Here is a 26559-nt window from a genome sequence, read left to right as displayed (position 1 = left end):
ACAGTTCCGGAACGCGATCTGTCGGGTAGCGGCGGTCCGCCGCTCCTTAAATCCGTTGGCCTGACCTCCCTGCCGGTCCGACAATCGCCGGATGACCGATGATCAGATCGACTGGGACCGTCTGCGCGCGGCCCGCCGAGGCAGCACACGCTTCTTCTCCGGCGGCCTCCCCGCCACCATCCACGAGCGGCTCACCGCCCTCGCCGACGCCGTCGACCCGGACCTCTACCCCGACTTCTACGGGAACGGCGGTCCGGTCCGGGAGCTCGAAGAGCGCACCGCCGCCCTTCTGGGCAAGGAGGACGCGGTCTTCTTCCCCACCGGCACCATGGCCCAGCAGGTCGCCCTGCGCTATCACGCGGAGCAGCTCAACAACCGGGCCGTCGCGCTCCACCCGCTCTCCCACATCGAGCGGCACGAGCGCCACGCCCACACCCAGCTCACCGGCCTGCGCGGCCTCTGGCCCACCACCGAGCAGCGTCAGCCGACCCCCGAGGAGCTGCACGCGCTCGGTGAGCCCTTCGGCACCCTGGTGGTCGAACTCCCGCTGCGCGACCCGGGCTTCATTCTCCCCACCTGGGACGAACTGGCCGAACTGGTCGCCGCCGCCCGCGAAACCGGCGCCCGGGTGCACTTCGACGGCGCCCGCCTCTGGAACACCACCGCCCACTTCGGCAAGCGGCTCGACGAGATCGCCGCCCTCGCCGACAGCGTCTACGTGTCCTACTACAAGGACCTCGGCGGCATCAGCGGCGCCGCGCTCGTCGGCGACAAGGCGCTCACCGCCTACGCCCGCACCTGGCGCCACCGCTACGGCGGCCAGCTCTCCCAGCAGTGGCCCGCCGCCCTCGCCGCGCTCTCCGGCCTGGACACCGCGCTCCCCCGGCTGCCCGGCTACACCGCCCACGCCAAGACCCTCATCCCGGCCCTGGCCGCGCTCCCCGGCGCCCGCCTCCACCCGGAGGAGCCGCCCACCCACGAGTTCCAGCTCTGGCTGCCCCACCCCGCGAAGGCCCTGAACGCCGCCGTCCTCGCCCTCGCCGAGCAGGAACGGATCTGGTTCATCCCGGAGTGGACCGACGCCGCCCCCGGCCTCGCCATGGCCGAGGTGAGCCTCGACGGCCCGGCGCAGGACTGGACGGCCGAGGAGGTCACCGAACTCGGCCTGCACTTCCTGAAGTTGGTCGCAGCCGCCGAGCAGGGGACCACGACCGGCTGATGGGCGCCCGGCGCCCGACCGGCCGCCGGGCGCCGTGACCGGCGATTCAGCGCTCACCGCTCCGGGGCGGGACGGGCGCCGGGTCCAGGATCGGCATGCCGTCGACGGCCGGGGTGGCCGGGGTGGCCGGGTGAGCGGGGGCGCGAAGACGCCCGTCTCCGGCCGGGAGCGACCTCGACCCCGGGGGTCGGCGAACCACCCCTCCCCCATGTCCCCCGCGTCGCCGACCGTTCCGTCCCCCCGGTCATCGCACCGGCCCGTCGGCGAACCGACTCAAAAATCCGGTGGGCCCCGCCGGGACTTCGTGTCAGAATGACGATATGAGCAAGCAGCATGTGGGGGACCTTGCCGACGTCCGCAACCGCGCGGACCTGGCAGCCCTGATGACCGCCGGGGCACGGCCCAAGTGGGTGATGTTCTGGGGGCACACCCAGCGCAAGGGCGGCGGGACGCTCCAGGAGTGCCTGAGCCAGTGGTGGCCCGGGCGGTTCACCGTCGACGGGGTGACGTACGCGTCCGCCGAGCACTGGATGATGGCCGGCAAGGCCCGGATGTTCGGGGACGAGGCCATCGAGCAGCGCGTCCTGAAGGCCCGCACGCCCGCCGAGGCCAAGAAGTTGGGCCGGCTGGTCAAGGGCTTCGACGACCAGGAATGGACGGCGGGCCGGTTCGAGCTGGTCGTCGAGGGCAACGTCGCGAAGTTCAGCCAGGACGAGGCGCTGCGCGACTACCTGCTGGGCACGGGCGGCCGCGTCCTGGTCGAGGCCAGCCCGGTGGACCGGATCTGGGGCATCGGGCTCGCCGCGGACGACATCCGCGCCGAACGCCCGCTGGAGTGGCGGGGGTTGAACCTGCTCGGCTTCGCGCTGATGGAGGCGCGGGCCCGGCTGGCCCAGTGAGGCCGGTCGCCCCACTGCTGGACGGGACGGCGGCGGTCCCGACCGCCACCGCCCCGCTGCGGAGTGCGACCGGCGCACTTCTCACAACGACCGCCCTCTGCGCGCTCCTTGACACCACTCGGACACGACTGGTCGTGCGCTCTTAACTCCCCCGCCACATAACGACGCCAGGATGTCCCGCAGTCAGGGTCTGGATGGACAGGTTGGGGCGATCATGCGCATGCGGTCGACGGAAGAATCCGCAGGCCAGCCGCTGGAGGGTGAGCAACAGGCCGCCGAACTCCGCGCGGAACTGGACGAGTTACTCCGCGCCAGCCGCTACGCGAGCCAGCGCGAACGGCGGCTGAACGAGGCGATACGCGCGACCCCGGGCCGCCACCGCCCGGCCGGGGGCCTGCTGCGGCAACTCGCCCAGGTGCGCACCCTGCGCGAGGGCCTGGGCGCCCGCTGCCTCCAACTCAGCGACCAGCTGGAGGAATTGGAGCTCCGTCTCAGACAACGGCAGCATTCCCAGGAGGAACCGGAGCCCCAGCCGAGGCCGGCCCCGCCACCGCCTCCACCCCCCACCCGGCCCGACCTCGGCGGCATCACCGAGCGGATCACCACCCTCCACCGCACCGGCGCCTCCCCCGAGGCCGAGGAACTGCTGAACCAGGCCGCCGCCCGCCTCACCCCCGCCGACGCCGCCCTGCTGGTCGGCATGCTCTCCCAGCGCGGCCCGACCGGCGCCTCGCTCCACCTCGCCCGGACGGCCGCCCGAGGCGCCCCCGACCACGCCGTCGCCGTGCTGGCCGAACTGCGCGAACTGGGGCTGGCGGAGGAGGCCGCCGAGCTGTTCCACGCCTTCTGGGCCTACCCGGCGGCCGCAGTCCCCGGCCTCCTCGCCGCACTGGAGCGGGCCGGGCAGCACGCCGACGCCGCGACCCTGCTCTGGGAGTGGGGCTCCGCCCCGACCTCCGAGCTGACCTCCCTCGCCGCCTGCCTCCAGCAGCACGACCGCCCCGCCGACGTCCGCACCCTGCTGCGCCAGGCCGCCGGCCGCCCCACCGCCGACCTCGCCGCCCTCGCCGCCGAGCTGCCCCCCGCGCTCGCCACCCTCCTGCTGAACGAGCTGGCCGCCCTGCGCCCACCCGTCGAACTGGTCCGCCTAGCCGCGGCCCTGGACGGCACCCCGGACCTCTACGGCCGGCTGCTGGCCGCCCTGCTGGCCGACGGGACCCGCCACCGCACCACCCTCGCCGCCCTCCGCACCGCCGGACTGCCGACCGCCCCGCCCACCGCCCCGCGCTCCCGCTGGGGCCGGCGGTAGGACGGCGGAAGGACGGCGGCAAGGGGAGGAGGCCCGCCAGGGGCCGCCGTCGGCCCCACCGAACAGCAGGGAGCCCCCGCCCGCCCCACCAGGGGCGAACGGGGGCTCCCGAAAAGCCGGACTCAGCAGCCGATGAGGCGCGCGCCCAGGTAGGCCTTCACCTGGTCGAGCGACACGCGCTCCTGCGACATGCTGTCGCGGTCGCGGACGGTCACCGCGTTGTCCTCAAGGGTGTCGAAGTCGACCGTCACGCAGAACGGCGTGCCGATCTCGTCCTGGCGACGGTAGCGCTTGCCGATCGCGCCGGCGTCGTCGAACTCGACGTTCCAGGCGGTGCGCAGGTCGGCGGCCAGGCCGCGGGCCTTCGGGGAGAGGTCGGCGTTGCGGGACAGCGGCAGGACGGCGACCTTGACCGGGGCCAGGCGCGGGTCGAGCCGCATGCCGACGCGCTTCTCCATGACGCCCTTGGCGTTGGGCGCCTCGTCCTCGAAGTAGGCGTCGATCAGGAAGGCCAGCATGGCGCGGTTGAGGCCGGCCGCCGGCTCGATGACGTACGGGAAGTACCGCTCGCCGCTCTCCTGGTCGTAGTACTTGAGGTCCTGGCCGGAGGCCTCGCTGTGCACCCGCAGGTCGTAGTCGGTGCGGTTGGCGACGCCCTCCAGCTCGGAGAACTCGCTACCACCGAAGTTGAAGCGGTACTCGATGTCCACCGTGCGCTTGGCGTAGTGGGACAGCTTCTCCTTCGGGTGCTCGAAGAAGCGCATGTTCTCGGTGCGCAGACCGAGGTCGACGTACCAGTCCCAGCGCTGCTGGAGCCAGTACTCGTGCCACTGGTCGTCCTCGCCCGGCTTGACGAAGAACTCCATCTCCATCTGCTCGAACTCACGGGTGCGGAAGATGAAGTTGCCGGGGGTGATCTCGTTGCGGAAGCTCTTGCCGGTCTGGGCGATGCCGAACGGCGGCTTCTTGCGCGAAGTGGTCTGGACGGCCTTGAAGTTGGTGAAGATGCCCTGGGCGGTCTCGGGGCGCAGGAAGGCCAGGCCGCTGGCCTCCTCGGTGACACCGAGGTGGGTCTTCAGCATGCCCGAGAAGTCCTTGGGCTCGGTGAACTGGCCCTTGGTGCCGCAGTCGGGGCAGTTGACGTCCTTGAGGCCGTTCGGCGGCGGGAAGCCGTGCTTGGCCTCGTACTTCTCCTCCAGGTGGTCGGCCCGGTGGCGCTTGTGGCAGGAGAGGCACTCGGTCAGCGGGTCGTTGAAGGTGGCGACGTGGCCGGAGGCCTCCCACACCTCGCGGGCGAGGATGACCGACGAGTCGAGTCCGACGACGTCCTCACGGGCCTGGACCATCGCACGCCACCACTGGCGCTTGATGTTCTCCTTGAGCTCGACACCCAGCGGTCCGTAGTCCCAGGCGGCACGCGTGCCGCCGTAGATCTCGCTGCAGGGGTAGACGAAGCCACGGCGCTTGCTCAGGCTGACGATCGTGTCGATCTTGTCGGCGGCCACAGTGCTCTCTTCAGTACGTACGGCACGGTCAGGGCACGGCTGGTTGCACGTACCCGAATACCTCAGGTTACCGGCCATATGGGTACGGGGTTCAAATCGGTATCGTCCGCCACCCCCCACCCATCGCCACCTGACGTTCACCCATCCGAGTGATTTGACAATCATTTCCAATTGAGATGAGAATGATTGTCATGATGATCGGACTGCCTCGACGCCGGACCCGCACCTCCATAGCCCTCGCCGCCACCGCCCTCACCGCCTCCCTGGTCCTGACGGCCTGCGGCGGCAGCAGCAGCGCCAAGGGCGCGGACGGCAAGCTGAACGTCGTCGCGTCCTTCTACCCGATGGAGTTCCTGGCCCAGCAGATCGGCAAGGACCACGTCTCGGTCACCGACCTCACCGCGCCCGGCGTGGAGCCGCACGACCTGGAGCTCACCGCCAAGCAGGTCGCGAGCGTCCAGAAGGCCGACGCGATCATCTACCTCAAGGGCCTGCAGCCCACCGTCGACCAGGCCGTCGACCAGTCCTCCAGCAAGGCCGAGATCGACGCCACCGCCGCCAGCCCGCTGGTCGACCACCACCTCGACGAGGGCACCGAGCAAGGCGGCCAGCAGGCCAAGGGCCCGGCCGGCGACCCGCACATCTGGCTCGACCCGGCCCGCTACGCCGCGATCGCCAAGAGCGTCGGCGACGGGTTCGCCAAGGCCGACCCCTCGCACGCCGAGGACTACAGGAAGAACACCGACGAGCTGCTCACCAAGCTCACGGCCCTGGACCAGGACTTCAAGAACGGGCTGAAGGACGTCAAGACCAAGACCTTCGTCACCAGCCACGCCGCCTTCGGCTACCTCGCCGACCACTACGGCCTCACCCAGGTCGCCATCAACGGTGTCGACCCGGAGTCCGAGCCCACCCCGGCCCGCCTCGCCGAGGTGCAGAAGGCCGCCAAGGACAACGGCGTCACCACGATCTTCTTCGAGACCCTGGTCAGCCCCAAGCTCGCCGACACCGTCGCCAAGGACCTCGGCCTCAAGACCGCCGTCCTGGACCCGCTGGAGGGCGTCAAGGACCCCGCCAAGGACGACTACCTCACCGTCATGAAGCAGAACCTGGCCAACCTCCAGGCCGCCCTCGGCGCCCCCGCCACCACCCCGGCCGCCACCAGCTGACAGGACGCAGCGCCATGACCCACCCGATACCCCCGGCCGTCCGCCTCCGTGACGCCGTCGCCGCCCGCGGCGGCCGGCCGGTGCTGCGCGGCGTCGACCTCACCGTCCAACCCGGCGAGGTCGTCGCCCTGCTCGGCGCCAACGGCTCCGGCAAGTCGACCACCGTCAAGGCCGTGATCGGCTCGGTGCCGCTGGAGCAGGGCACCCTGGAGCTGTTCGGCACCCCGTACGGCTCCTTCCGCGCCTGGCACCGGATCGGGTACGTCCCGCAGCGCACCACCGCCGCCTCCGGCGTCCCGGCGACCGTGCGCGAGGTGGTCTCCACCGGGCGGCTGCCGCAGCACCGGCTGCTGCCCTTCCGCCGCAAGGACCGCGAGGCGGTGGACCGCGCGCTGGCCGCCGTCGGCATGCTGGACCGGGCCGGGGACGGCGTGGCCGACCTGTCCGGTGGCCAGCAGCAGCGGGTGCTGATCGCCCGCGCCCTGGTCGGCACCCCCGACCTGCTGATCATGGACGAGCCGATGGCCGGCGTGGACGCCGCCAGCCAGCAGGTGCTGGCCGACACCCTGCGCGCCGAGGTCGCCCGCGGCGCCGCCGTCCTCCTCGTCCTGCACGAACTCGGGCCGCTGGAGCCGCTGATCGACCGCGCCGTGGTGCTGCGGGACGGCTGCGTCGCCCACGACGGCCCGCCCGTGCCCAACACCGGCCTGCACGCCCTGCCCGGCCACGACCACGTCCACCCGCACGCCGACCTCACCCCGCCGAGGCTGCTCGCATGACCGAGATGCTCTCCTACGACTTCATGCAGCGCGCCCTGCTCGCCGCCGTGCTGGTCGGGATCACCGCCCCCGCCGTCGGCATCTACCTGGTGCAGCGCCGCCAGGCCCTGATGGGCGACGGCATGGGCCACGTCGCGATGACCGGCGTCGGCCTCGGCTTCATCTTCCAGACCAGCCCGGTCTGGATGGCCGTGCTGGTCTGCGTGCTCGGCGCGGTCACCATGGAGCTGGTCCGCTCCCGCGGCAACCAGCGCGGCGACATCGCCCTCGCGATGCTCTTCTACGGCGGCATGGCCTGCGGCAAGCTGCTCGTCTCGCTCTCCGCCCAGGCCGGGGCCGGCTCGCTGGAGAGCTACCTGTGGGGCTCGATCCTCACCGTCGCCCCCGAGGACCTGGCCGCCATCGCGGTGCTCGGCGCGGTGGTCATCGCGGTCACCGTCGGCCTGCGCCGCCAGCTCTTCGCGATCTGCCAGGACGAGGACTTCGCCCGGGTCACCGGCCTGCCGGTGCGCACCCTCAACCTGCTGCTCGCGGTGATGGCCGCGGTCACCGTCACGGTCGCCATGCGGGTGGTCGGGCTGCTGCTGGTCAGCGCGCTGATGGTGGTCCCGGTGGTCGCCGCCCAGCAGCTCACCCGTTCCTTCGCCGCCACCCAGGCCGCCGCCATCGCACTCGGCGTGGTGGTCTCGCTGGCCGGCGTCACCGGCTCCTACCACCTCAACGTGCCCTCCGGCCCGGCCATCGTGCTGCTCGCCATCGCGGTCTTCGCGGTGTTCAGCGTGATCGCCGCGCCGCTCGCCCGGCGCCGCCACCGCCGGCGCGGCGAGGCCGACCGGGGGCCGACGGTCTGCGACGTCGCCATCCCGGAGCGGATCCCCGGCCTGATCCCCGGCCGGGGCGCCGACCGCGTCCCGGACGGAATCCCTGACCAAATCCCCGGCCAAATCCCGGGAAAGACTTCCTCCGACACGGGCACCCCGGAGCGGCGGGCCGGACTGGCACAATGAGGTGCGAGACGCCCACGACCCCAGGAGGACCCACGGTGACCACCGCAGGCCCGTCGCCGCGAGCCCGATCGACCCGGCAGCGTGCCGCCGTCTCGGCTGCCCTGGACGAGATCGCGGACTTCCGCAGCGCGCAGGAGCTCCACGACCTGCTCAAGCACCGCGGGGACTCCGTCGGTCTGACCACGGTCTACCGCACGCTCCAGTCGCTCGCCGACGCCGGTGAGGTGGACGTGCTGCGCACCGCCGACGGCGAGGCCGTCTACCGCCGGTGCAGCAGCGGGCACCACCACCACCTGGTCTGCCGGCACTGCGGCGCCACCGTCGAGGTGGAGGGCCCCGCAGTGGAGCGCTGGGCCAACTCGGTCGCCGCCGAGCACGGGTTCAGCGACATCGCGCACACCCTGGAGATCTTCGGCACCTGCGCGGAGTGCGCGAAGAAGGACTAGCGGCAGCCGTACGGGGGCAGCCCGGACGGACGACGGCGAAGGGCCCGCGGGAGCGATCCCGCGGGCCCTTCGCCGTACACCGGCACGGTCAGCGCTGCGAGGGCACCCCCGACGGCCCGGCGACCTCGTTCGGGATCGCCCCGCCGAAGCGGCGGTCGCGCATCGCGAACTGCTCGCAAGCGCGCCACAGGTCGCGGCGGTCGAAGTCCGGCCAGAGCACGTCCTGGAACACGAACTCGGCGTAAGCGGACTGCCAGAGCAGGAAGTTGGAGGTGCGCTGCTCACCGCTGGGGCGCAGGAACAGGTCCACGTCCGGCATGTCCGGGTGGTACATGTACCTGGCGAGGGTCTTCTCGTTGACCTTCTTCGGGTCCAGCTTCCCGGCCGCGACGTCCTGCGCGATCGCCTGCGCCGCGTCCGCGAGTTCGGCCCGGCCACCGTAGTTGACGCACATGTAGAGCGTCACGGCGTCGTTGCCCTTGGTCTGCTCCTCGGCGACCTGCAGCTCCTGCACGACGCTCTTCCACAGCTTGGGCATCCGGCCGGCCCAGCGGATCCGCACGCCCATCGCGTCCATCTCGTCGCGGCGGCGGCGGATGACGTCCCGGTTGAAGTTCATCAGGAACTTCACCTCGTCGGGCGAGCGCTTCCAGTTCTCGGTGGAGAACGCGTACAGCGAGATGTTCTTGACGCCGAGCTCGATCGCGCCCTTGAGAACGTCCAGCACGACCGACTCGCCGATCTTGTGGCCCTCGGTGCGGGGCAGCCCGCGCTCCTTGGCCCAACGGCCGTTGCCGTCCATCACGATGGCGACGTGGTTCGGGACCAGCTCGCCGGGGAGCTTCGGGGGCTGTGCGCCGCTGGGGTGCGGGGTCGGGGGAACGTAGTCCCGCTGCTTGCCGCCGCCGAAGAGCCGTCGCGCTGCCATGTGCTCACTTCTCCACGTATCTCATCGAGCGGATGCCCCGCTCCAGGTGCCACTGCAGATAGGCCGCGACCAGGCCGCTGCCCTCCCGCCAGTACCGCGGCTCGCAGGCGTCGGCCGTCTGCCAGTCCCCTGACAACAGTGCCCCGAGCAGTACCAGTGTCTCAGGGGAGGGTACGGCACATCCGGGCACTCGGCAGTCCGGGCAGAGCACCCCGCCCGCTTGGAGCGAGAAGAAACGGTTCGGCCCCTCCAGGCCGCACTTGGCGCAGTCCGTGAAGCTCGCGCCGTACCCGTTGACCGCGAGCGAGCGCAGCAGGAAGGCGTCCATCACCAGGTGCGACTCGTGCAGCCCGGCCGCCAGCGTGCGCAGCCCGCCCACCAGCAGCAGGTACTGCTGCACCGCCGGCTCGCCCTCGTTCTCGGCGAAGCGCTCGGCCGTCTCCAGCATCGCCGTGCCGGCGGTGTAGCGGCCGTAGTCGGTGACGATCGAACCGCCGTACGGGGCGATGGTCTCCACCTGGGTGCACAGCGGCAGCCCGCGCCCGACCAGTTCGCTCCCCCGGCTGAAGAACTGCACGTCCACGTGCGAGAACGGCTCCAGGCGGGCGCCGAACTTGGACTTGGTCTTGCGCACCCCGCGCGCCACCGCCCGCACCTTGCCGTGCTGGCGGGTCAGCAGGGTGATGATCCGATCGGCCTCGCCGAGCTTCTGCGCCCGCAACACGACGCCGTCGTCCCGGAAAAGACTCATGCGGTCCATTCTCCCCCAGCCGCGGGGGCGGCCGGGGCGCCCGGGGCCGGGCAGCCGTGTTGCCCGCACCGGGGCCGTGGGGGAGGACCACTACGGTGCGGGTCACGGCGGGCCCGGAGGGGGGTCGGGCCCGTTTGTGGGGGATACGGAAGGTCTTCTCGAAGGGGGCCGGCAGGCCCTACAGGTTCTCGTACGGCGCCCGGGTCGCCGCCTCCAGCAGCCCCGTGACCACGGACTGCGGCAGGTCCAGGCAGCGCCCGACCGCGGCCAGCGCCTCCCGCTCCTGCGGCAGGTAGCGCCCGTCGGCCAGGGCGATCGCGGCGCCCTGCAGCAACAGCCGCTCACGGCCCTGCTGGGCCAGGTGCGGGGCGAGCGGTTCGAGCACCGCGTGCAGTTCCACGGCGAGGCCGCCGGCCATCCCGTGGGCGTCGTAGAGTTCGCCGCCGAGCCCGGACAGCGCGGCGAGCGCGGCCAGCACCTGGGCCTCGCCGCAGTCCTCGAACCCGGCCTCGCGCACCGCCGCGCAGGCGGCCTCGCGGGCCGCCCGGTGGGCGGTGCCGCCGGCCGCGAGCAGGGCCAGCGCGACGGTGTACTGGCCGTCCCGCAGCATCCCGCCGAGGCGCACGCTGGTGGGCTGCTCCAGGGCCTCGACACCGTACCGACCGTGGCAGCTGGTGCACTGCACGCTGCCGATCACCGGCCCGAGCGGGACCACCGGGGCCCCCAGCAGCCGCAGCCACCGCCGACCGTGCTGCCGACGGTAGTTGCGGTCCCCGCCGCAGCCCGGACAGAAGAAGTCACCGAGAACGTCAGTCCGCCACCGCGGGCGAACACCCCACAACCTGGTCACGGCGCCACTCCCCAGACATGGCAGGCGGCCTGCACAACTATGGGCAGGTCACGCGACCGGACACCGAGGCCGTCCCACCGACCCGGCTTTCCGGTGGATCGATGTTGCCATGGTTACCGGCACGTGTCAGTACCTCGAACGGCTTCCGGTCCGAAAAAATGTGGCGCAGGACACAACGGGCGACTCGAACGGCGAAGGGCCGCCCCGCGGGACGGCCCTTCGCATACCACCCGTACGAATTAACCACGCCGCGAGCGGTTGACAGCGCTGATCATCGCCTTCAGCGAGGCCAGCACGGTGTTGCCGTCGATGCCCACGCCCCACAGCACCTTGCCGTCCACCGCGCACTCCACGTACGCGGCCGCCTGGGCGTCGCCGCCCTCGCTCAGCGCGTGCTCGGCGTAGTCCAGCACGCGTACGTCCACGCCGATCCGGGCCAGCGCGTCCGCGAAGGCCGAGACCGGGCCGTTGCCGGTGCCGTTCAGGGTCACCGGCGCGCCGTCCACCACGGCCTCGGCGGTCAGCGCGTCCCGGCCGTCCTCGGTGGTCAGGGTGCGCGAGCCGGCCAGCGACAGCCGGCCCCACGGGTTGGCCGGGGTCGGCAGGTACTCGTCCTCGAAGACCCGCCAGATCTCGGCCGGGGTGACCTCGCCGCCCTCGGCGTCGGTCTTGGCCTGGATGATCCGGGAGAACTCGATCTGCATCCGGCGCGGCAGGTCCAGCTTGTGGTCGTTCTTCAGGACGTACGCCACGCCACCCTTGCCGGACTGGCTGTTGACCCGGATGACCGCCTCGTAGGTGCGGCCGACGTCCTTCGGGTCGATCGGCAGGTACGGCACGCCCCAGGTGTGCTCCTCCACCGGCACCCCGGCCGCCCTGGCGTCCGCCTCCAGGGCGTCGAAGCCCTTCTTGATGGCGTCCTGGTGCGAGCCGGAGAAGGAGGTGTACACCAGGTCACCGGCGTACGGGTGGCGCGGGTGCACCTCCATCTGGTTGCAGTACTCCGCGGTGCGGCGCACCTCGTCGATGTCGGAGAAGTCGATCTGCGGGTCGATGCCCTGCGAGAACAGGTTCATCCCCAGCGTCACCAGGTCGACGTTGCCGGTCCGCTCGCCCTGCCCGAACAGACAGCCCTCGATCCGGTCCGCACCCGCCATGTAGGCCAGCTCGGCGGAGGCGACGGCGGTACCCCGGTCGTTGTGCGGGTGCACCGACAGGCAGACGAACTCGCGGCGGGACAGGTTGCGCGACATCCACTCGAACTGGTCGGCCTGCACGTTCGGGGTGGCCCGCTCGATGGTGGCCGGCAGGTTCAGGATGATCTCGCGGCCCTCGCCCGGCTGCCAGATGTCCATCACCGCCTCGCAGACCTCCAGCGCGAAGTCCAGCTCGGTGTCCACGAAGATCTCCGGCGAGTACTGGTAGCCGAAGACGGTGTCGTCGCCCAGCAGCTTCTCCGCGTACTCCATCACCAGCCGGGTGCCGTCGACGGCGATCGCCTTGGTGGCCGCCCTGTCGTTGCGGAACACCACCCGGCGGAACAGCGGCGCGGTCGCGTTGTACAGGTGAACGGTCGCCCGCGGGGCGCCGACCAGCGACTCCACGGTCTTCTCGATCAGCTCCTCGCGGGCCTGGGTCAGCACCGAGATGGTGACGTCCTCCGGGATCGCCCCCTCCTCGATCAGCGACCGCACGAAGGCGTGGTCGGTGGCGCCGGAGGACGGGAAGCCGACCTCGATCTCCTTGTAGCCCATCCGCACCAGCAGGTCGAACATCTTGCGCTTGCGGGCCGGGGACATCGGGTCGATCAGCGCCTGGTTGCCGTCCCGCAGGTCGGTGGAGAGCCAGCGCGGCGCCTTGGTGATCACCTTGCTCGGCCAGCTGCGGTCCGCCAGGTCGACGGTGCCGAACGGCAGGTAACGCCTGTGGCGCATGCCCGAGGGCCGCTGGCGCACGGAGGCGGCGGTGATCGGCGTGGGCCGGTCGACGAAGGCGGGAGCGGCGGGGACGGACGCGGCGGAGCTCTGCTCGGTCATGGAGGTGACTCTCGGCTTCCTGTGGATGCGTGGTGCGGGGCGGGTCGGGAGGGATCAACACCGACTGGCCGGCCTCTGCTGCCGCTCGCGATTCGTCATCGGATCGCCGTTTCCGCGCACAGCTCGTTCCCCGCGGCGAGGGAGCCGGCCCCCGTGGACTACAGGCCCTCGACGCGGCAGCTAAGAAGAAGCAGTCCGTTGCGCATGATGCCCCAGCGTAACCCAGGGCCGCGCGCCCCCGAAGTGATCCGGGCTCCCGTTCCACTCCTTGAGACGCCGACCGGTCATGCCAAAGATGGTGACAACCGGTCATCGAGGCCTCACCCTGGGCCACATGACCGCATCGGTACCGATCTGCGCGATCGTCCCGCCGTACGTCCTGGACCGCCTCGCCGAGGCCGGTCACGAGCCCGCCGTCCACTCCCTCGCCCTCGACACCGCGCACCGCGCGGCCCGCCTGAGCCCTCCCCCGCCGGTCGCCGCCGCCCCGGGCCTCGACCGGGTGATCGCCGACTCCGGCCACAGCCAGCGGCTGCCCGGCCGCACCGTCCGCACCGAGGGCCAGGCCCCGGTCACCGACACCTCCGTCGACCACGCCTACGACGGCCTCGGCGACACCTTCGCGCTGTACTCCGACGTCTTCGGCCGCGACTCGATCGACGGCCAGGGGCTGCGCCTGGACGCCAGCGTGCACTACGGCCAGAACTACGACAACGCCTTCTGGAACGGCCAGCGGATGGTCTTCGGCGACGGCGACGGCGAGATCTTCGGCGACTTCACCGCCTGTGTCGACGTCATCGGCCACGAACTCACCCACGGTGTCACCCAGTTCACCGCCGGCCTGGAGTACCAGGACCAGCCCGGCGCGCTGAACGAGTCGGTCTCCGACGTCTTCGGCTCGCTGGTCAAGCAGTACGCGCTGCGCCAGAACGCCGCCGACTCCGACTGGTTGATCGGCGCCGGGCTGCTCGCCCCCGGTATCCAGGGCGTGGCGCTGCGCTCGATGAAGGCGCCCGGCACCGCCTACGACGACCCCCGGCTCGGCAAGGACCCGCAGCCCGCGCACATGCGGGACTACGTGCAGACCTCGGAGGACAACGGCGGGGTGCACATCAACTCCGGCATCCCCAACCACGCGTTCTACCTGCTGGCCACCGCGCTCGGCGGCCAGGCCTGGGACCGCGCCGGACGGATCTGGTACGACGCGCTGACCGGCCGCCGACTGCCCACCGACGCCGACTTCACCGCCTTCGCCCGGGCCACCGTGGCCGCCGCCAAGGCCCGCTACCCCGACCAGTCCTCGATCGCGGACACCGTCACGGCGGCCTGGGCGCAGGTGGGGGTCAGCTCGGGCTGACCGACGGCTGAGACGGGCCCTGGGCTCGTCCGGTGGGTTTTGTCGGACCCGACAAGGACCCGCCGAACGGGCCCCGAAGGTCACGGTCCGGGAAAAGTGCCGCAAAAGCCTTCCCTGCGTAGCACCATGGACACCATGCGCATCCAGGTGACCCGGACCGGCGGCCTCGCCGGAATCGTCCGCCACGCGGAGCTCGACACCGCCGAGCGCGTGGACGCCCCGCACGTCCACGCGCTCGCCCGCGAGGCCGTCGCGGGCGGCCTGCGCGCCCCCTCGTACGGGGTGCCGGACGGCTTCCACTACGAGATCACCGTCGACAACCGGACGGTGTACTGCGCCGACCCCAAGCTCACCGACTCGCAGCGCGAGCTGGTGTCGCTGGTGCTGCGCGAGGGGGCGTAGCACCAGCGGCAGGGCCGCTCAGAGCCAGCCGTCCAGCGCGGCCAGGAAGCCCTCGTGGTCGTCCCGGTGGGGGTTGTGCCCGGCGCCGGGGACGGTCCGCACCTCGAAGCCGCGGGCGCGCAGCGTCCCGGCCTGCTCGGCGCCCACCAGGACGCTGCCGTCCGCCAGCACCACCAGCGAGGGCACCGCGGGGGTGGCGGGCAGGTCCGACCGCTGGTCGACCAGAGCCAGCGCCGTGTCCGGGTCCCAGTGGGCCAGGCCGGCGAGTTTGGCCTCGACGTCGGCGGCCTCCCAGCGCGGATTCCGCGCGACGATCCACTCCCGGGTGACCTGCTTCTCCGCCACCCACTCCTTCGGGTCCAACCCCGCCTGCCAGAGCCGCCAGCCCGGGTCCACGTACACCGCGCGGGCCGGCTTCAGCCGCTCGACCGCGCCGACCAGGGCGATCCCGCCCAGCGAGTGGCCGATCGCCAGCTCCGGCCCGGCCGGCAGGGTCTCCAGCAGGTCCTCGGCGTAGGCCTCCAGCGGGTAGCGCTCCGCCGGGCTCGCCCCGGTGCCGCGCGGGCTCAGCCCGTGCCCGCGCAGGTCGACGGCGAGCACCCGGTAGCCCCGCCCGGCCAGCTCCGGGCCGAGCCGCAGCCAGCTGCGGTGGTCGGAGGTCATGCCGTGCACCAGCACGGCCGTCCGGTCCCCGCCGCCCCACTCGTGGGTGTGCAACTTCATTGCGCTGTCCCCATTCTGACGCTTCGTATCGGACCGGCAACGGCGAAGGCCCGCCCGGACGCACAACGTCCGGACGGGCCTTCGATCTTCCCGTTCGCGCCGAACTCCCCTGTCAGAAGCCGAGCTTGCGCAGCTGCTTGGGGTCGCGCTGCCAGTCCTTGGCCACCTTGACGTGCAGGTCCAGGTAGACCGGCGTGCCGAGCAGCGCCTCGATGTGCTTGCGGGCGGTGCTGCCGACGTGCTTGAGCCGGGAGCCCTTGGCGCCGATCACGATCGCCTTCTGGCTCTGCCGCTCGATGTAGACGTTGGCGTGGATGTCCAGCAGAGGGCGGTCCGCCGGGCGGCCCTCGCGCGGCAGCATCTCCTCGACCACGACGGCCAGCGAGTGCGGCAGTTCGTCCCGCACGCCCTCCAGGGCGGCCTCGCGGATCAGCTCGGCGACCATGATCTGCTCGGGCTCGTCGGTGAGGTCGCCCTCCGGGTAGAGCTGGTCGCCCTCCGGCAGCAGCTTGGTGAGCAGGTCGGCGGCCAGCTCGACCTGCTTGTCGCCGACCGCGGAGACCGGGATGATCTCGGCCCACTCGAAGCCCAGCTCGATGCCGAGCTGGTGGACCGCGATGAGCTGCTCGGCCAGGCGCTTGGAGTCGACCAGGTCGGTCTTGGTGACGATGGCGACCTTCGGGGTCTTCTTGATCCCGGCGATCTCCTTGGCGATGAACTTGTCGCCGGGGCCGATCTTCTGGTCGGCGGGCAGGCAGAAGCCGATCACGTCGACCTCGGCCCAGGTGGTGCGGACCAGGTCGTTGAGGCGTTCGCCGAGCAGGGTGCGCGGCTTGTGCAGACCGGGGGTGTCGACCAGCACGAGCTGGGCGTCCGGGCGGTGCACGATGCCGCGCACGGTGTGCCGGGTGGTCTGCGGGCGGTCGGAGGTGATCGCGACCTTCGTCCCCACCAGGGCGTTGGTCAGGGTCGACTTGCCCGCGTTGGGGCGGCCGACGAAGCACGCGAACCCGGAGCGGTACGAGGAGGAAGGGGCATTCATGGGCTCCATTCTCCCTGATCACCGGAGCCGCGCCGTCCAGGGCCGGTCCTCACCCCGCGCTCAGCCCTTCTTGTCGCCCCGCCCGATCAGCGAGAACACCACCAGCAGCACCAGGAAGCCGATCGAGCCCCAGAGCCAGGCCGGCGAGTCGGTCTCCTGCCACTTGCCCATCCCCATCACGAACAGCAGCAGTCCGGCGATGAACGCCAACGCCCCCATGCCCCAGCCCCTCACCGAGTTCACTCCCCTGGTGAGATTATCGGCTGAGCACATGAGGGCAGCGCCCACGGTGCGAGCTGCCGAGGGGCCTCAGCGGGCCTCGGCCGACACCCGCAGCGTCCCGTCCGGCCCGGCCAGCAGCACCGGCGTCCCGGCCCCGCCCAGGTCCCGTACGGCGGCCAGGTCGGCCTCGGCCGGCTGCTCGGCCTCGCTCACCACGGCGGCCGCCTCCAGCGACTTCGCGCCGCTGGCCACCGCCATCGCCACCGCCGTCTGCAGGGCGCTCAGCTTCAGCGACTCCAGCGCGACCGTCCCGGCCACGTAGGTACGGCCGGTCTCGTCACGCACCGCGGCCCCCTCGGCCACGCCGTTGCGGGCGCGGGCCGAGCGGGCCAGGGTGATGATCTTCTTGTCTTCGGGGTCGAGCTCGACGATGTCACTCATGCCGCCGAGCATAGGCCGCGCCCCGAACGGGCGAGCAGGCGATCGGGCGATCCCCCGCCCCGAGCCGCCTCCCCCGGAGGCGAGCGGGCGAACAACACAGCCTCAGTGGCCGACCGGGTGGGTCCGCCCCGGGTTGGGGTTCATGATCTTGACGAAGGTCTTCGGCCCGGAGGGCTGCGGCTCCTCGCGTTCGATCCGCTTGCGCCAGAACGGGTTGTCGTGCGGCAGGTGACTGCTCACCCGGCCGTACATCCCGAAGGTGGTCACGACGACCCCGAAGATGAACGCGAACAGCACGTTCGACAGCCGGAAGTTGAGGATGTTCGCCTCCGGCCGTCCGAGCACCGTCAGTCCGTAGAAGCCGGACAGGACGAACAGCAGACCGACCACCATGTTGAGGTTGGACGCGAAGTTCCCGCCGATGATCGCGCCGACCACGAGGATCGCGCCCGCCACGATGGACAGGATGCTCAGTGCGCCGTTGGTCGACAGTCCGGCGATCCGGTCGCCGTGGGTGTCCAGGAAGCCCGGGTGGTGAGCCAGCCCCAGGGCCCCGAACACGATCAGGAAGATCCCCCCGAGTGCCGCCCCGACCCGCCACACCATGGCGAGTCGACGGTCGACGGTCGGCAGTTCGTCTTGCAGCTTCATGGCGACCTCCAGAGCCCGCCGAGAGCCGAGTGGCTCGGCCTAGCTGTAGGGATGGCTCCCCTGCATGTGCGGTGTCTCGTGCATGTAGAGCGAACCGCACTGCTGGCAGCAGCGCAGCCCGGTACCCCACTCCTGTTCCGGCCGCGTCTCCGCGTCGTCGGGCATGGTGCGGCCGCAGAGCGCCGTCGACAGGTCCTCGTCCCGCACCACGTGCCAGGACTTGACCCCGCCGGCGGCCCCCTGCGGGCCGTACTCCGCCCGGAGTTTGTGCGTCATGCCCTCCATGGTCGCTCGGCGGCCCCCGACCCGCTACTCGCCCGCGGCGTCCTCGGCTCCGTCCGTCCCGCGCACGGGCGAGGCGACCATCGAGCCGATCCGGTTGCGCCGGCCCGCCGAGGACTCGGCGGTCAGCAGGATCCCGGTCAGCCCGGTCTCCTCCGGCTCGGGCAACGGGATCTCGCAGGAGGAACCGGGGATCGGCACCCGGCCGAGGTGCTTGGCCAGCAGACCGCCGACGGTCTCGACGTCCTCGTCCTCCAGCTCGATGCCGAACAGCTCGCCCAGGTCCTCCACCAGCAGGCGGGCGGTGATCCGGTACGAGCCGTCGCCGAGGTCCTCGATCGGCGCGATCTCCCGGTCGTACTCGTCGGTGATCTCGCCGACGATCTCCTCCAGGATGTCCTCGATGGTGACCAGGCCGGCCGTGCCGCCGTACTCGTCGATCACGATCGCGACGTGCGAGCGGCGCTGCTGCATCTCGCGCAGCAGGTCGCCGGCCGGCTTGGAGTCCGGCACGAAGACGGCCGGGCGCATCACCGCGCCGACCTCCTCGGCCTCCGCCTCGCGGTTGATGTGGGTGCGGCGCACCAGGTCCTTGAGGTAGACGATGCCGACCACGTCGTCCTCGTTGTCGCCGACCACCGGGATCCGCGAGAAGCCCGAGCGCAGCGCCAGGGTGAGCGCCTGGCGGACGGTCTTGTGCCGCTCGATCATCACCAGGTCGGTGCGCGGCACCATCACCTCGCGCACGATGGTGTCGCCCAGCTCGAAGACCGAGTGCACCATCCGGCGCTCCTCGTCCTCGATCAGGTCGTCCTTCTCGGCGAGGTCGACCAGGGCCCGCAGCTCCGCCTCGGAGGCGAACGGGCCCTCCCGGTAACCCTTGCCCGGGGTCAGCGCGTTGCCGAGCAGGATCAGCAGCCGCGGGATCGGGCCGAGCACCGCGGCCAGCGGCAGCAGTACGAAGGAGGCCGCGGTCGTGGTGGAGATCGGGTGCTGGCGCCCGATCGTGCGCGGCGAGACGCCCACCGCGACGAAGGACACCAGCACCATCACGCCGAAGGCCAGCAGCACGGCCTGCCAGGTCGGGTGGAGGTTGCGCACGCACACCGCGGTGACCAGGACGGCCGCCGCCATCTCGCTGGCCACCCGGATCAGGGTCGCCAGGTTGAGGTAGCGGATCGGGTCGGAGGCGACGGTCAGCAGCCGCGCGGAGCCGCGCCGCCCGTTCCGTACCGCCTCCTCCGCCCGGAACCGGGAGACCCGGGAGATGCCCGCCTCGGCGCACGCGGCCAACCAGCCGAGCACGACCAGCGCCACGGCGCCGAGGATGAAGCTCGTACTCTCACCACTCACAGGGGTTCGGGCTCCGCGCTCAGTGGGTGGTGGGGGCCGGCGAGATGCCGCCGAGACCGCGGCCCGCCCGCCAGTCGTCCAGGATGCGCTTCTGGAGGGCGAACATCTCCTCCTCTTCCTCCGGCTCCTCGTGGTCGTAGCCGAGGACGTGCAGCACCCCGTGGACGGTGAGCAGTTGCAGCTCCTCGTCCATCGAGTGCTTGGAGGGGGCCGCCTTGCCCTGCTGCTCGGCGACCTCGGGGCAGAGCACGATGTCGCCGAGCAGACCCTGCGGCAGCTCCTCGCCCTCCTTGCCGGGACGCAGCTCGTCCATCGGGAACGACATCACGTCGGTCGGGCCGGGCAGGTCCATCCACTGGATGTGCAGCTCCTCCATCGCCGCACCGTCCACCAGGATCACGGACAGTTCGGACTGCGGGTGGATCCGCATCTTGTCCAGGGCGAAGCGGGCGACGTCGAGGATGGCTTCCTCATCGGCGTCCCAACCGGACTCGTTGGCGATGTCGATCGACATGACGGGCTGTGTGCTCAGCTTTCGGTGCGATGGGACTGTCGGGGTGCGCGCGCCGCGGTCGTCTTACCGAGGCGCCGCTGGGCGGGCTTGCGGGCGACCGGGGCGTTGTCCTCGGCCTCCTGCTGGGCGTCCCAGCGCTCGTAGGCGTCCACGATCCGGCCGACCAGCTTGTGGCGGACCACGTCGGTGCTGGTGAGGACGGAGAAGTGGATGTCCGGCACGTCGGCCAGGATCTCCTGGACGACCTTGAGACCGCTACGGGTGCCGCTCGGGAGGTCGATCTGGGTGGTGTCGCCGGTGACCACCACCCGGGAGTTGAACCCGAGGCGGGTGAGGAACATCTTGATCTGCTCGGGCGAGGTGTTCTGGGCCTCGTCGAGGATGATGAAGGCGTCGTTGAGGGTTCGACCGCGCATGTACGCGAGCGGCGCGACCTCGATGGTGCCGGACGCCATCAGGCGTGGGATCGAGTCCGGGTCGATCATGTCGTGCAGCGCGTCGTACAGCGGGCGCAGGTACGGGTCGATCTTCTCGTAGAGGGTGCCGGGCAGGAAGCCCAGCCGCTCGCCCGCCTCGACCGCCGGACGGGTCAGGATGATCCGGTTGACCTCCTTGGCCTGCAGGGCCTGGACGGCCTTGGCCATCGCCAGGTAGGTCTTGCCGGTGCCGGCCGGGCCGAGGCCGAAGGTGATGGTGTGCTTGTCGATCGCGTCGACGTAGCGCTGCTGGTTGAGGGTCTTGGGGCGGATCGTGCGGCCACGGTTGGACAGGATGTTCGCGGTGAACACCTGCGACGGGGCCGGGGAGTCCGGGTCCTGTTCCTGGCTGCGGAGCATGGCGATCGAACGCTCCACGGCGTCCTCCGTCAGGGGCTGGCCGGTGCGCAGCACCAGCATCATCTCGCTGAAGAGCTTCTGCACGAGGGCGACCTCGGCGCGGGCCCCGGTGGCGGTCACCTCGTTGCCGCGGACGTGGATGTCGGCGGCGGGGAAGCCCTGCTCGATCACGCGCAGCAGCGAATCCGCCGTGCCGAGCAGGGTGACCATCGGGTGCTTCTCGGGGATGACGATCCGGGCGCTCACGCGGCCGTCGTCGGCCGGTTCGGGGCGCGACTGTCCGTCGGTACGGGTCTGCGATGTGTCACTCATAGGTCGGCGCTGGGGCCTGCCTCATCCCATCCGTGGTGTCGTGTGCCGCTCGGTCTCTCCGGGGCACCAGGGTACGCCGCGAGCGTGATCGCTGCGGCGGGCGGCGGGGCCGCACCCGCACGATGCTGCGGCAGATCGGGGAACGACGCGACCGCTTTTCCGACGGGACCGCGCACCGTTCACGGGTGGCGGCGGGCCGGAACGGGCACCCGGGCGAGGTCGGCGGCCAGCACCAGCTCCCCGTCGAAGTGCTTGCGGGCGTCGGCCAGGTGCTGGCCGAGGTCCGGGTAGCGCTGGGAGAAGTGGGTCAGCACCAGGGTGCGCACCCCCGCCTCGGCGGCGGCCTTGGCGGCCTGACCGGCGGTGAGGTGGCCATGGTCCTCGGCGAGGTGGGCGTCGGCGTCGGTGAAGGTGGCCTCGACCACCAGCAGGTCGGCGCCCTCGGCGAGCCGGTACACACCGTCGCAGAGCCGCGTGTCCATCACGAAGGCGAACTTCTGGCCGGGCCTGGGCTCGCTGACCTGGTCCAGGGTGACGGTGCGGCCGTCCACCTCGATCGCGCCCTCGTGCTGCAGCCGGCCCACCGCCGGGCCGAAGACGCCGAGCTCGGCGAGCCGTTCGGGCACCAGGCGACGGCCGTCCGGCTCGGACAACCGGTAGCCGAAGGACTCCACGGGGTGGTCGAGGCGGATCGCGTCCAGCGCGAAGCGGGCGCCGGGGGCGGGCAGCGGGCCCGGCTCGTCGATCGGCCGGGGCCGCAGCACGGCCGTCTCGTGGTAGGCGGTGGCGTGCCGCAGCCGCTCGAAGTAGACCTCACCGGACGCCGGGAAGTAGACGTCCACCGGGTGCGGGACGCGGTCAAGGTTGATCCGCTGGATCACCCCGGCGAGGCCCAGGCAGTGGTCGCCGTGGAAGTGGGTCACGGCGATCCGGGTGATCTGGGTGGCCGAGACCCCGGCGTGCAGCATCTGCCGCTGGGTGCCCTCGCCGGGGTCGAAGAGCAGGCCCTCGCCGTCCCAGCGGAGCAGGTAGCCGTTGTGGTTGCGGTGCCGGGTGGGCACCTGGCTGGCGGTGCCGAGGACGACGAGTTCGCGCTGGGACACGTAGGTCAGACCATGCTCTCGGTCATGCTCTTGCCGCCCAGCACGTGGACGTGGGCGTGGAAGACCGTCTGCCCGGCGCCCGCACCGGTGTTGAAGATCAGCCGGTAGTCCGCGAGGCCCTCGTCCCTGGCCACCGCGCCCGCCTCGGCGAGCAGTTCGCCGGCGATCTCCGGCTCGGCGGCGGCCAGCGCGGCGGCGTTCGGGTAGTGGACGTGCGGGATGACCAGGACGTGCACGGGGGCCTTGGGGGCGATGTCGCGGAAGGCGAGGGTGCGCTCGGTCTTGCGTACCACGGTCGCCGGGATCTCGCCCGCCACGATCTTGCAGAACAGGCAGTCGGACTGCGGCTCGCCGGCCATCGGTTTCTCCTCGGGTTCGTCGTGGATCACGGTTTCACGGGCCGTACGGGCGCAGCCTAGCTGAGCCGCGCAACCGCCTGCCGATACTCCCGCAGGTGCTTCCAGCGGACGATCCGCACCCCGACGATGTCCCCCGCGCCCTCGAACTCCTCGGCCAGCCAAGTGAACAGCAGGAAGACGAAGCCGAGCAGCCAGCGCCGGGTCAGCCGCCAGGTGTCGGGGCGCATGACGTGCTTGGGGCGGATCACCCGCAGCGCCATGACGCCCTTGCCGACGCTGAAGCCGGTGCGGCGGGCGAGCAGCACCTGGTTGACGAAGGAGAGCACCAGGCCGGTGGCCACCAACGCGACGATCCACGGCACGCTGGCCGGGGCGCCGTTCCTGCCGGGGTTGCCCGCCTTGTCGGCGACGGCGAAGGCGGGGCCGACGGCGACCAGACAGTCGATGAGGATGGCGGGGAAGCGCCGCCAGTTGCTGGTCTCCGGCGGTGCGGGGACCTCATCGGGGGTGTACATCGGCCGGGGCTGGTACTGGAACGGCTGCGGGGCGGGCCGGCCGTGCGGCGGGTACGGGTTCTGGCCGTACGGCTGCGGCTGCTGCCCGTAGCCGCTCTGCGGATACTGCGGCGGCGGATAGCCCTGCGCCATGCGCTCCCCCGTGAGCTGTCGATCAAGATCCCGATCAAGGACAGCCCCGCATCCTACCCGGGCCCCGGCGCGGGAGGTCGGCCCCACCGACGTCCCGCGCCGAACCCTCGCGAGCTACGCCCAGGGCAGCGGCGGCCCCGTACGGGCCGGGGTCCCGGCCAGCGCCGCGAGGGCGATCCGCACGCCCTCGGCCAGCTGCGGGTCCTCCCCTGCCGCCCAGTGGTGCGGGGCGAACGGCACCTCGACGTCCGGGTCGACGCCGTGGTTCTCCAGGCCCCAGCCGTAGTTCTCCAGCCACATCGCGTACTTGGGCTGGGTGACCAGGGTGCCGTCGACCAGCTGGTACCTGCTGTCGATGCCGATCACCCCGCCCCAGGTGCGGGTGCCGACCACCGGGCCGATCCCGAGCGCCTGGATGGCGGCGTTGACGATGTCGCCGTCCGAACCGGACAGCTCGTTGGCGAGCGCGACCACCGGCCCGCGCGGGGCGTCCATCGGGTAGGGCACCCGGCTGTCGGTGTCCCGGATCGCGTACCAGCCGATGATCCGCCGGGCCAGCTTCTCTATCACCAGCTGCGAGGTGTGGCCGCCGCGGTTCTCCCGGACGTCCACGATCAGGCCCTCCTTGGCCATCTCGGTGGTCAGGTCGCGGTGCAGCTGCGCCCAGCCGGCCGTCTGCATGTCGGGGATGTGCAGGTAGCCGAGCCGGCCGCCGGACAGCTCCCGCACCTCGGCCCGCCGCCCGGCCACCCAGTCGTGGTAGCGCAGCGCCGCCTCGTCGGCGAGCGGGACGACCACGGGGTGGCGCCGGTCGGTGCCGTCCTTGCCGGTCACGGTCAGCTCGACCGGCTGCCCGGCGGTGCCGGCCAGCAACGGGGCCGGGCCGGTGACCGGGTCCACCGGGCGGCCGTTGACGGCGAGCACCGCGTCGCCCGGGCGGACCGCGGCGCCGGGCGCGGCCAGCGGTGAACGGGCCCTGGGGTCGGAGGACTCGCCGGGCAGGATCCGGGCGATCCGCCACTGGTCGCCGTCCTTCACCAGGTCGGCGCCGAGCAGGCCCTGGCGCCGGGCGGGCTCGGTGTAGCGGCCGTACGGGACGACGTAGGCGTGCGAGGTGCCGAGTTCGCCGTGCACCTCCCAGAGCAGGTCGACCAGTTCGTCGTGCGAGCCGACCCGCTCGACCAGCGGCCGGTAGCGGTCCAGGATCCCCGCCCAGTCCACGCCGCCGAGGTCGGGGCGCCAGAAGTTGTCCCGCATCAGCCGGCCGTTCTCGGCGTACATCTGCCGCCACTCGGCAGCCGGGTCGACGGTCACCCGCAGCCGGGAGAGGTCGACGGTGGTCTCGTCGTCCTCGCCGGAGGCCTTGTGGTCGGCCGGGACGATCCGCAGCTCGTCCTCGTCCAGCACGGCCACCCGGGTGCCGTCCCCGCTGACCGCGAACCCGTCGACGCCGTGCACCAGTTGCTCGACGCGGCGCTTCCTGAGGTCGAAGCGCTCCAGCACCGGGCGGGGCCGCTCGTCGTCCAGGGAGGCCGCCTCGTCGCCGAGTTCGCCGAGCAGCGGCGCCCTGGTCCACAGCACCCCGTCCTTGGCGGCGCGCAGCGCGTCGAACCGGCCGCCCTCGACCGGGAACGGGACGATCCGGTCGGCGATGCCGTCCAGGTCCACCCTGGTCGTCGGCGCGGCCTCGGCCGCGCCCTCCTCACCGTCCGCCTTGCGCGAGCCGGGCTCGTCCTCCTCCCCGCCGAGCGGCCGCCCGGCCCGCTGCGGCCCGAACGGGGACGGTGTGTCGGCGGCCAGCGTGATCAGGTACGGGCGGCAGCCGTTCGGGAAGGACAGGTCGAAGGCGTGCGCGTCGTAGACCGGGTCGAAGTTGCGCACCGACAGGAAGGCCAGGTAGCGGCCGTCCGCGGTGAAGGCGGGCGAGGTGTCGACGAACCGCTGCTGGGTGACCTCGCTGACGGTGCGGGTGGTCAGGTCGGCCAGCACGATCTGGCGCAGCGAGTACGGGCCCATCCGGTGCACCGGGCGGGACCAGGCCAGCCAGGCCGAGTCCGGGCTGAACGCCAGCCCGCTGACCTCGCCGTCGGTGCTGCGCTCCAGCTCGTGCACGGCGCCGTCGGCCAGCGCCACCAGCAGCACCCGGCCGTCGTGCACGCCGAGCGCGGCCTGCTTGCCGTCCGGGGAGACCACCAGCGAGTTGACCCGTCCGAGCTGCCCGGCGGCCAGTCGGCGACGCTCGGTGCCGTGGACGGCGGGGGCGTACTCCAGGGCGTCCTCGCCCTCGGCGTCGGACACCCACAGCACGCCCTGGCCACCGTCCTCGCCCGGCACCACCCGGGCCAGCCGCGCGCGCACGCCCGGGGTCTCGTCCAGCACCCGGGCCGGGCCCTCCCGGTGGGTCAGCCAGTGCACGCTGCCGCGCACCACCACCGCGCCGGCCCGTCCGGTGCGGTCGGGGGCGACGGACTCCAGCCAGTGCGCGGTGTGCACCGGGCGGGGGCGGCGGCCGGTGCGCGGACCGGCCAGCCGGACGTCCAGGCGGCGCGGCTCGGCGCCGTCCAGGTCGTCCAGCAGCCAGAGGTCGCCGGCCCGGTGGAGGACGACCCTGGTGCCGTCGGTGGTGGCGTTGCGGGCGTAGAAGCCGTCCGGGTCACCGGTGTGGCGGCGCAGGTCGGAGCCGTCCGGGCGGCTGGACCACAGCTCGCCGACGCCCTCGTGGTCGGACAGGAAGGCGATCCGACTGCCGTGCGGGGAACCGGCCACCCACAGCGGGGAGTCGAGCTGCCCGTCCAACTCCTCGTGCACGCGGCTGAATTCGTCCTGCCCGAGCCACAACTTGCCGGCCCGGCCGCCCCGGTAGCGCTTCCACCAGGCCGGCTCGCGGTTGTTGACGGTGACCAGCAGCACGCGGTCCCCGTCCGGCTCGAAGGCGAGCCCGCCGACCGGCCCGTACGGCAGCCGCACCGGCTCACCGCCGTCCAGCGGCACCGCGTGTGCCCAGCAGCGCCGCACGCCGGACTCGCCCGCGCCGGTGGTGGCGATCGGACGCCCGTCGGCGGTCCAGCCCTGCACCCGGGTCTCGGCGTTGCCCCAGTACGTCAGCCGCCGGGACGGCCCGCCGTCCACCGGCACCACGTGCACCTCGGGGGCGCCGTCCCGGGTGGAGGAGAAGGCGATGTGCCGCCCGTCCGGCGAGAACCGGGGGTGGTGCACCGGCAGGTGATCGGCCGTCAGCCGCCAGGCCCGCCCGCCGTCCAGCGGGGCCAGCCAGACGTCGTCCTCGGCGACGAAGGTGACCAGGTCACCGTGCAGATGGGGATGGCGCAGATAGGCGCCCGCAGAGGTGCTCAGGGAGTCCGTCACCCGGCCAGCGTAGGCAGGTACGGGTACGAGCCGCTCCGTTTTCGGCAAGTC

Annotated in this window: 27 protein-coding genes; 9 read left to right on the top strand and 18 right to left on the bottom strand. The window is 72.1% G+C overall.

The annotated features are described in order from the left end of the window. Positions 1-91: 91 nt before the first annotated feature. The 3 genes from ACIRYZ_RS21055 (at position 92) to ACIRYZ_RS21045 (ending at position 3427) form a co-directional block, all read left to right on the top strand. Positions 92-1219 carry a threonine aldolase family protein gene (locus ACIRYZ_RS21055; protein ID WP_402946206.1) on the top strand — a complete coding sequence of 376 codons (1128 nt, stop codon included), beginning with the start codon at positions 92-94 and terminating at the stop codon, positions 1217-1219. 320 nt (positions 1220-1539) lie between these two features. Beyond that, a complete protein-coding gene (locus tag ACIRYZ_RS21050) occupies positions 1540-2118 on the top strand; it encodes an NADAR family protein (protein WP_402946204.1) in 579 nt (192 codons plus the stop codon). A 220-nt stretch (positions 2119-2338) separates the two neighbouring features. Beyond that, the gene (locus ACIRYZ_RS21045; protein WP_402946202.1) at positions 2339-3427 is read left to right on the top strand and encodes a hypothetical protein; all 1089 of its coding nucleotides are present in this window, start codon (positions 2339-2341) and stop codon (positions 3425-3427) included. 122 nt (positions 3428-3549) lie between these two features. Here the strand turns inward: ACIRYZ_RS21045 and ACIRYZ_RS21040 are convergent, their stop codons facing one another. Then, positions 3550-4932 carry a glycine--tRNA ligase gene (locus ACIRYZ_RS21040; RefSeq protein WP_387624336.1) on the bottom strand — a complete coding sequence of 461 codons (1383 nt, stop codon included), beginning with the start codon at positions 4930-4932 and terminating at the stop codon, positions 3550-3552. Positions 4933-5123: 191 nt separating this feature from the next. On the opposite strand from ACIRYZ_RS21040, the gene ACIRYZ_RS21035 reads away from it, so the two are divergent. The 4 genes from ACIRYZ_RS21035 to ACIRYZ_RS21020 are packed head-to-tail and all read left to right on the top strand — an operon-like array spanning position 5124 to position 8333. Next, the gene (locus tag ACIRYZ_RS21035) at positions 5124-6101 is read left to right on the top strand and encodes a metal ABC transporter substrate-binding protein (RefSeq protein WP_402946199.1); all 978 of its coding nucleotides are present in this window, start codon (positions 5124-5126) and stop codon (positions 6099-6101) included. A gap of 14 nt (positions 6102-6115) precedes the next feature. Beyond that, complete coding sequence (locus ACIRYZ_RS21030) at positions 6116-6880, top strand: metal ABC transporter ATP-binding protein (RefSeq protein ID WP_393034540.1); 765 nt, start codon at positions 6116-6118, stop codon at positions 6878-6880. Further along, positions 6877-7887 carry a metal ABC transporter permease gene (locus ACIRYZ_RS21025; RefSeq protein WP_402946197.1) on the top strand — a complete coding sequence of 337 codons (1011 nt, stop codon included), beginning with the start codon at positions 6877-6879 and terminating at the stop codon, positions 7885-7887. The genes ACIRYZ_RS21030 and ACIRYZ_RS21025 overlap by 4 nt, the downstream gene beginning before the upstream one ends. Before the next feature lie 35 nt (positions 7888-7922). Beyond that, positions 7923-8333 (top strand): Fur family transcriptional regulator, encoded by a 411-nt coding sequence (locus ACIRYZ_RS21020; RefSeq protein WP_380613739.1) that lies wholly within the window; start codon positions 7923-7925, stop codon positions 8331-8333. Between the two features lie 88 nt (positions 8334-8421). On the opposite strand, the gene ACIRYZ_RS21015 is transcribed toward ACIRYZ_RS21020, so the two are convergent. From ACIRYZ_RS21015 to leuA, 4 genes are all read right to left on the bottom strand, one after another. Then, positions 8422-9261 (bottom strand): isoprenyl transferase, encoded by an 840-nt coding sequence (locus tag ACIRYZ_RS21015; protein ID WP_402946195.1) that lies wholly within the window; start codon positions 9259-9261, stop codon positions 8422-8424. A 4-nt stretch (positions 9262-9265) separates the two neighbouring features. Further along, entirely contained in the window at positions 9266-10012 is a 747-nt protein-coding gene (gene recO, locus ACIRYZ_RS21010; protein ID WP_393034549.1) for a DNA repair protein RecO, read from the bottom strand. A gap of 178 nt (positions 10013-10190) precedes the next feature. Continuing rightward, entirely contained in the window at positions 10191-10862 is a 672-nt protein-coding gene (locus ACIRYZ_RS21005) for a TerB family tellurite resistance protein (protein WP_402946193.1), read from the bottom strand. 239 nt (positions 10863-11101) lie between these two features. Further along, a complete protein-coding gene (leuA, locus tag ACIRYZ_RS21000; protein ID WP_402946191.1) occupies positions 11102-12898 on the bottom strand; it encodes a 2-isopropylmalate synthase in 1797 nt (598 codons plus the stop codon). A 334-nt stretch (positions 12899-13232) separates the two neighbouring features. Between leuA and ACIRYZ_RS20995 the strand changes: the two genes are divergently transcribed. Both ACIRYZ_RS20995 and ACIRYZ_RS20990 read left to right on the top strand, forming a co-directional pair. Then, positions 13233-14255, top strand: coding sequence for a M4 family metallopeptidase (locus ACIRYZ_RS20995; protein ID WP_402946189.1), 1023 nt, complete (start codon positions 13233-13235; stop codon positions 14253-14255). Between the two features lie 135 nt (positions 14256-14390). After that, complete coding sequence (locus ACIRYZ_RS20990) at positions 14391-14657, top strand: protealysin inhibitor emfourin (RefSeq protein ID WP_402946187.1); 267 nt, start codon at positions 14391-14393, stop codon at positions 14655-14657. Positions 14658-14675: 18 nt separating this feature from the next. Here ACIRYZ_RS20990 and ACIRYZ_RS20985 read toward each other — a convergent pair whose 3' ends face one another. From ACIRYZ_RS20985 to ACIRYZ_RS20925, 13 genes are all read right to left on the bottom strand, one after another. Beyond that, positions 14676-15380 carry an alpha/beta fold hydrolase gene (locus tag ACIRYZ_RS20985; protein WP_402946185.1) on the bottom strand — a complete coding sequence of 235 codons (705 nt, stop codon included), beginning with the start codon at positions 15378-15380 and terminating at the stop codon, positions 14676-14678. A gap of 112 nt (positions 15381-15492) precedes the next feature. Beyond that, complete coding sequence (era, locus tag ACIRYZ_RS20980; RefSeq protein ID WP_380613746.1) at positions 15493-16422, bottom strand: GTPase Era; 930 nt, start codon at positions 16420-16422, stop codon at positions 15493-15495. A gap of 60 nt (positions 16423-16482) precedes the next feature. After that, on the bottom strand, positions 16483-16665 hold the full coding sequence (locus tag ACIRYZ_RS20975; protein WP_402946182.1) for a hypothetical protein: 183 nt from the start codon (positions 16663-16665) through the stop codon (positions 16483-16485). A 66-nt stretch (positions 16666-16731) separates the two neighbouring features. Further along, entirely contained in the window at positions 16732-17085 is a 354-nt protein-coding gene (locus ACIRYZ_RS20970) for a cytidine deaminase (RefSeq protein WP_393034565.1), read from the bottom strand. 102 nt (positions 17086-17187) lie between these two features. Then, positions 17188-17736: a DUF4383 domain-containing protein gene (locus ACIRYZ_RS20965; RefSeq protein ID WP_393034567.1), complete on the bottom strand. Its 549-nt coding sequence runs from the start codon at positions 17734-17736 to the stop codon at positions 17188-17190. A 39-nt stretch (positions 17737-17775) separates the two neighbouring features. Then, positions 17776-18012 carry a hypothetical protein gene (locus ACIRYZ_RS20960; RefSeq protein WP_350629678.1) on the bottom strand — a complete coding sequence of 79 codons (237 nt, stop codon included), beginning with the start codon at positions 18010-18012 and terminating at the stop codon, positions 17776-17778. A 33-nt stretch (positions 18013-18045) separates the two neighbouring features. Continuing rightward, entirely contained in the window at positions 18046-19371 is a 1326-nt protein-coding gene (locus tag ACIRYZ_RS20955; RefSeq protein WP_402946179.1) for a hemolysin family protein, read from the bottom strand. Positions 19372-19390: 19 nt separating this feature from the next. After that, positions 19391-19885 carry an rRNA maturation RNase YbeY gene (gene ybeY, locus ACIRYZ_RS20950; protein ID WP_030061268.1) on the bottom strand — a complete coding sequence of 165 codons (495 nt, stop codon included), beginning with the start codon at positions 19883-19885 and terminating at the stop codon, positions 19391-19393. A gap of 14 nt (positions 19886-19899) precedes the next feature. Beyond that, the gene (locus ACIRYZ_RS20945) at positions 19900-20931 is read right to left on the bottom strand and encodes a PhoH family protein (RefSeq protein ID WP_393034586.1); all 1032 of its coding nucleotides are present in this window, start codon (positions 20929-20931) and stop codon (positions 19900-19902) included. A 281-nt stretch (positions 20932-21212) separates the two neighbouring features. Further along, a complete protein-coding gene (locus ACIRYZ_RS20940) occupies positions 21213-22136 on the bottom strand; it encodes a ribonuclease Z (protein ID WP_387624293.1) in 924 nt (307 codons plus the stop codon). A 5-nt stretch (positions 22137-22141) separates the two neighbouring features. Next, a complete protein-coding gene (locus ACIRYZ_RS20935) occupies positions 22142-22495 on the bottom strand; it encodes a histidine triad nucleotide-binding protein (RefSeq protein ID WP_402946177.1) in 354 nt (117 codons plus the stop codon). 56 nt (positions 22496-22551) lie between these two features. Further along, complete coding sequence (locus tag ACIRYZ_RS20930; RefSeq protein WP_402946175.1) at positions 22552-23142, bottom strand: RDD family protein; 591 nt, start codon at positions 23140-23142, stop codon at positions 22552-22554. A 114-nt stretch (positions 23143-23256) separates the two neighbouring features. Next, positions 23257-26508: a S41 family peptidase gene (locus tag ACIRYZ_RS20925; protein ID WP_402946173.1), complete on the bottom strand. Its 3252-nt coding sequence runs from the start codon at positions 26506-26508 to the stop codon at positions 23257-23259. Between the last annotated feature and the right edge of the window lie 51 nt (positions 26509-26559).

Origin of the sequence: Kitasatospora sp. NPDC101155 (assembly GCF_044768305.1) — a bacterium.
GTDB lineage: Bacteria > Actinomycetota > Actinomycetes > Streptomycetales > Streptomycetaceae > Kitasatospora.
Note: the sequence above shows the minus strand (reverse complement) of the source record. Positions and strands in the feature narration are given on the sequence as shown.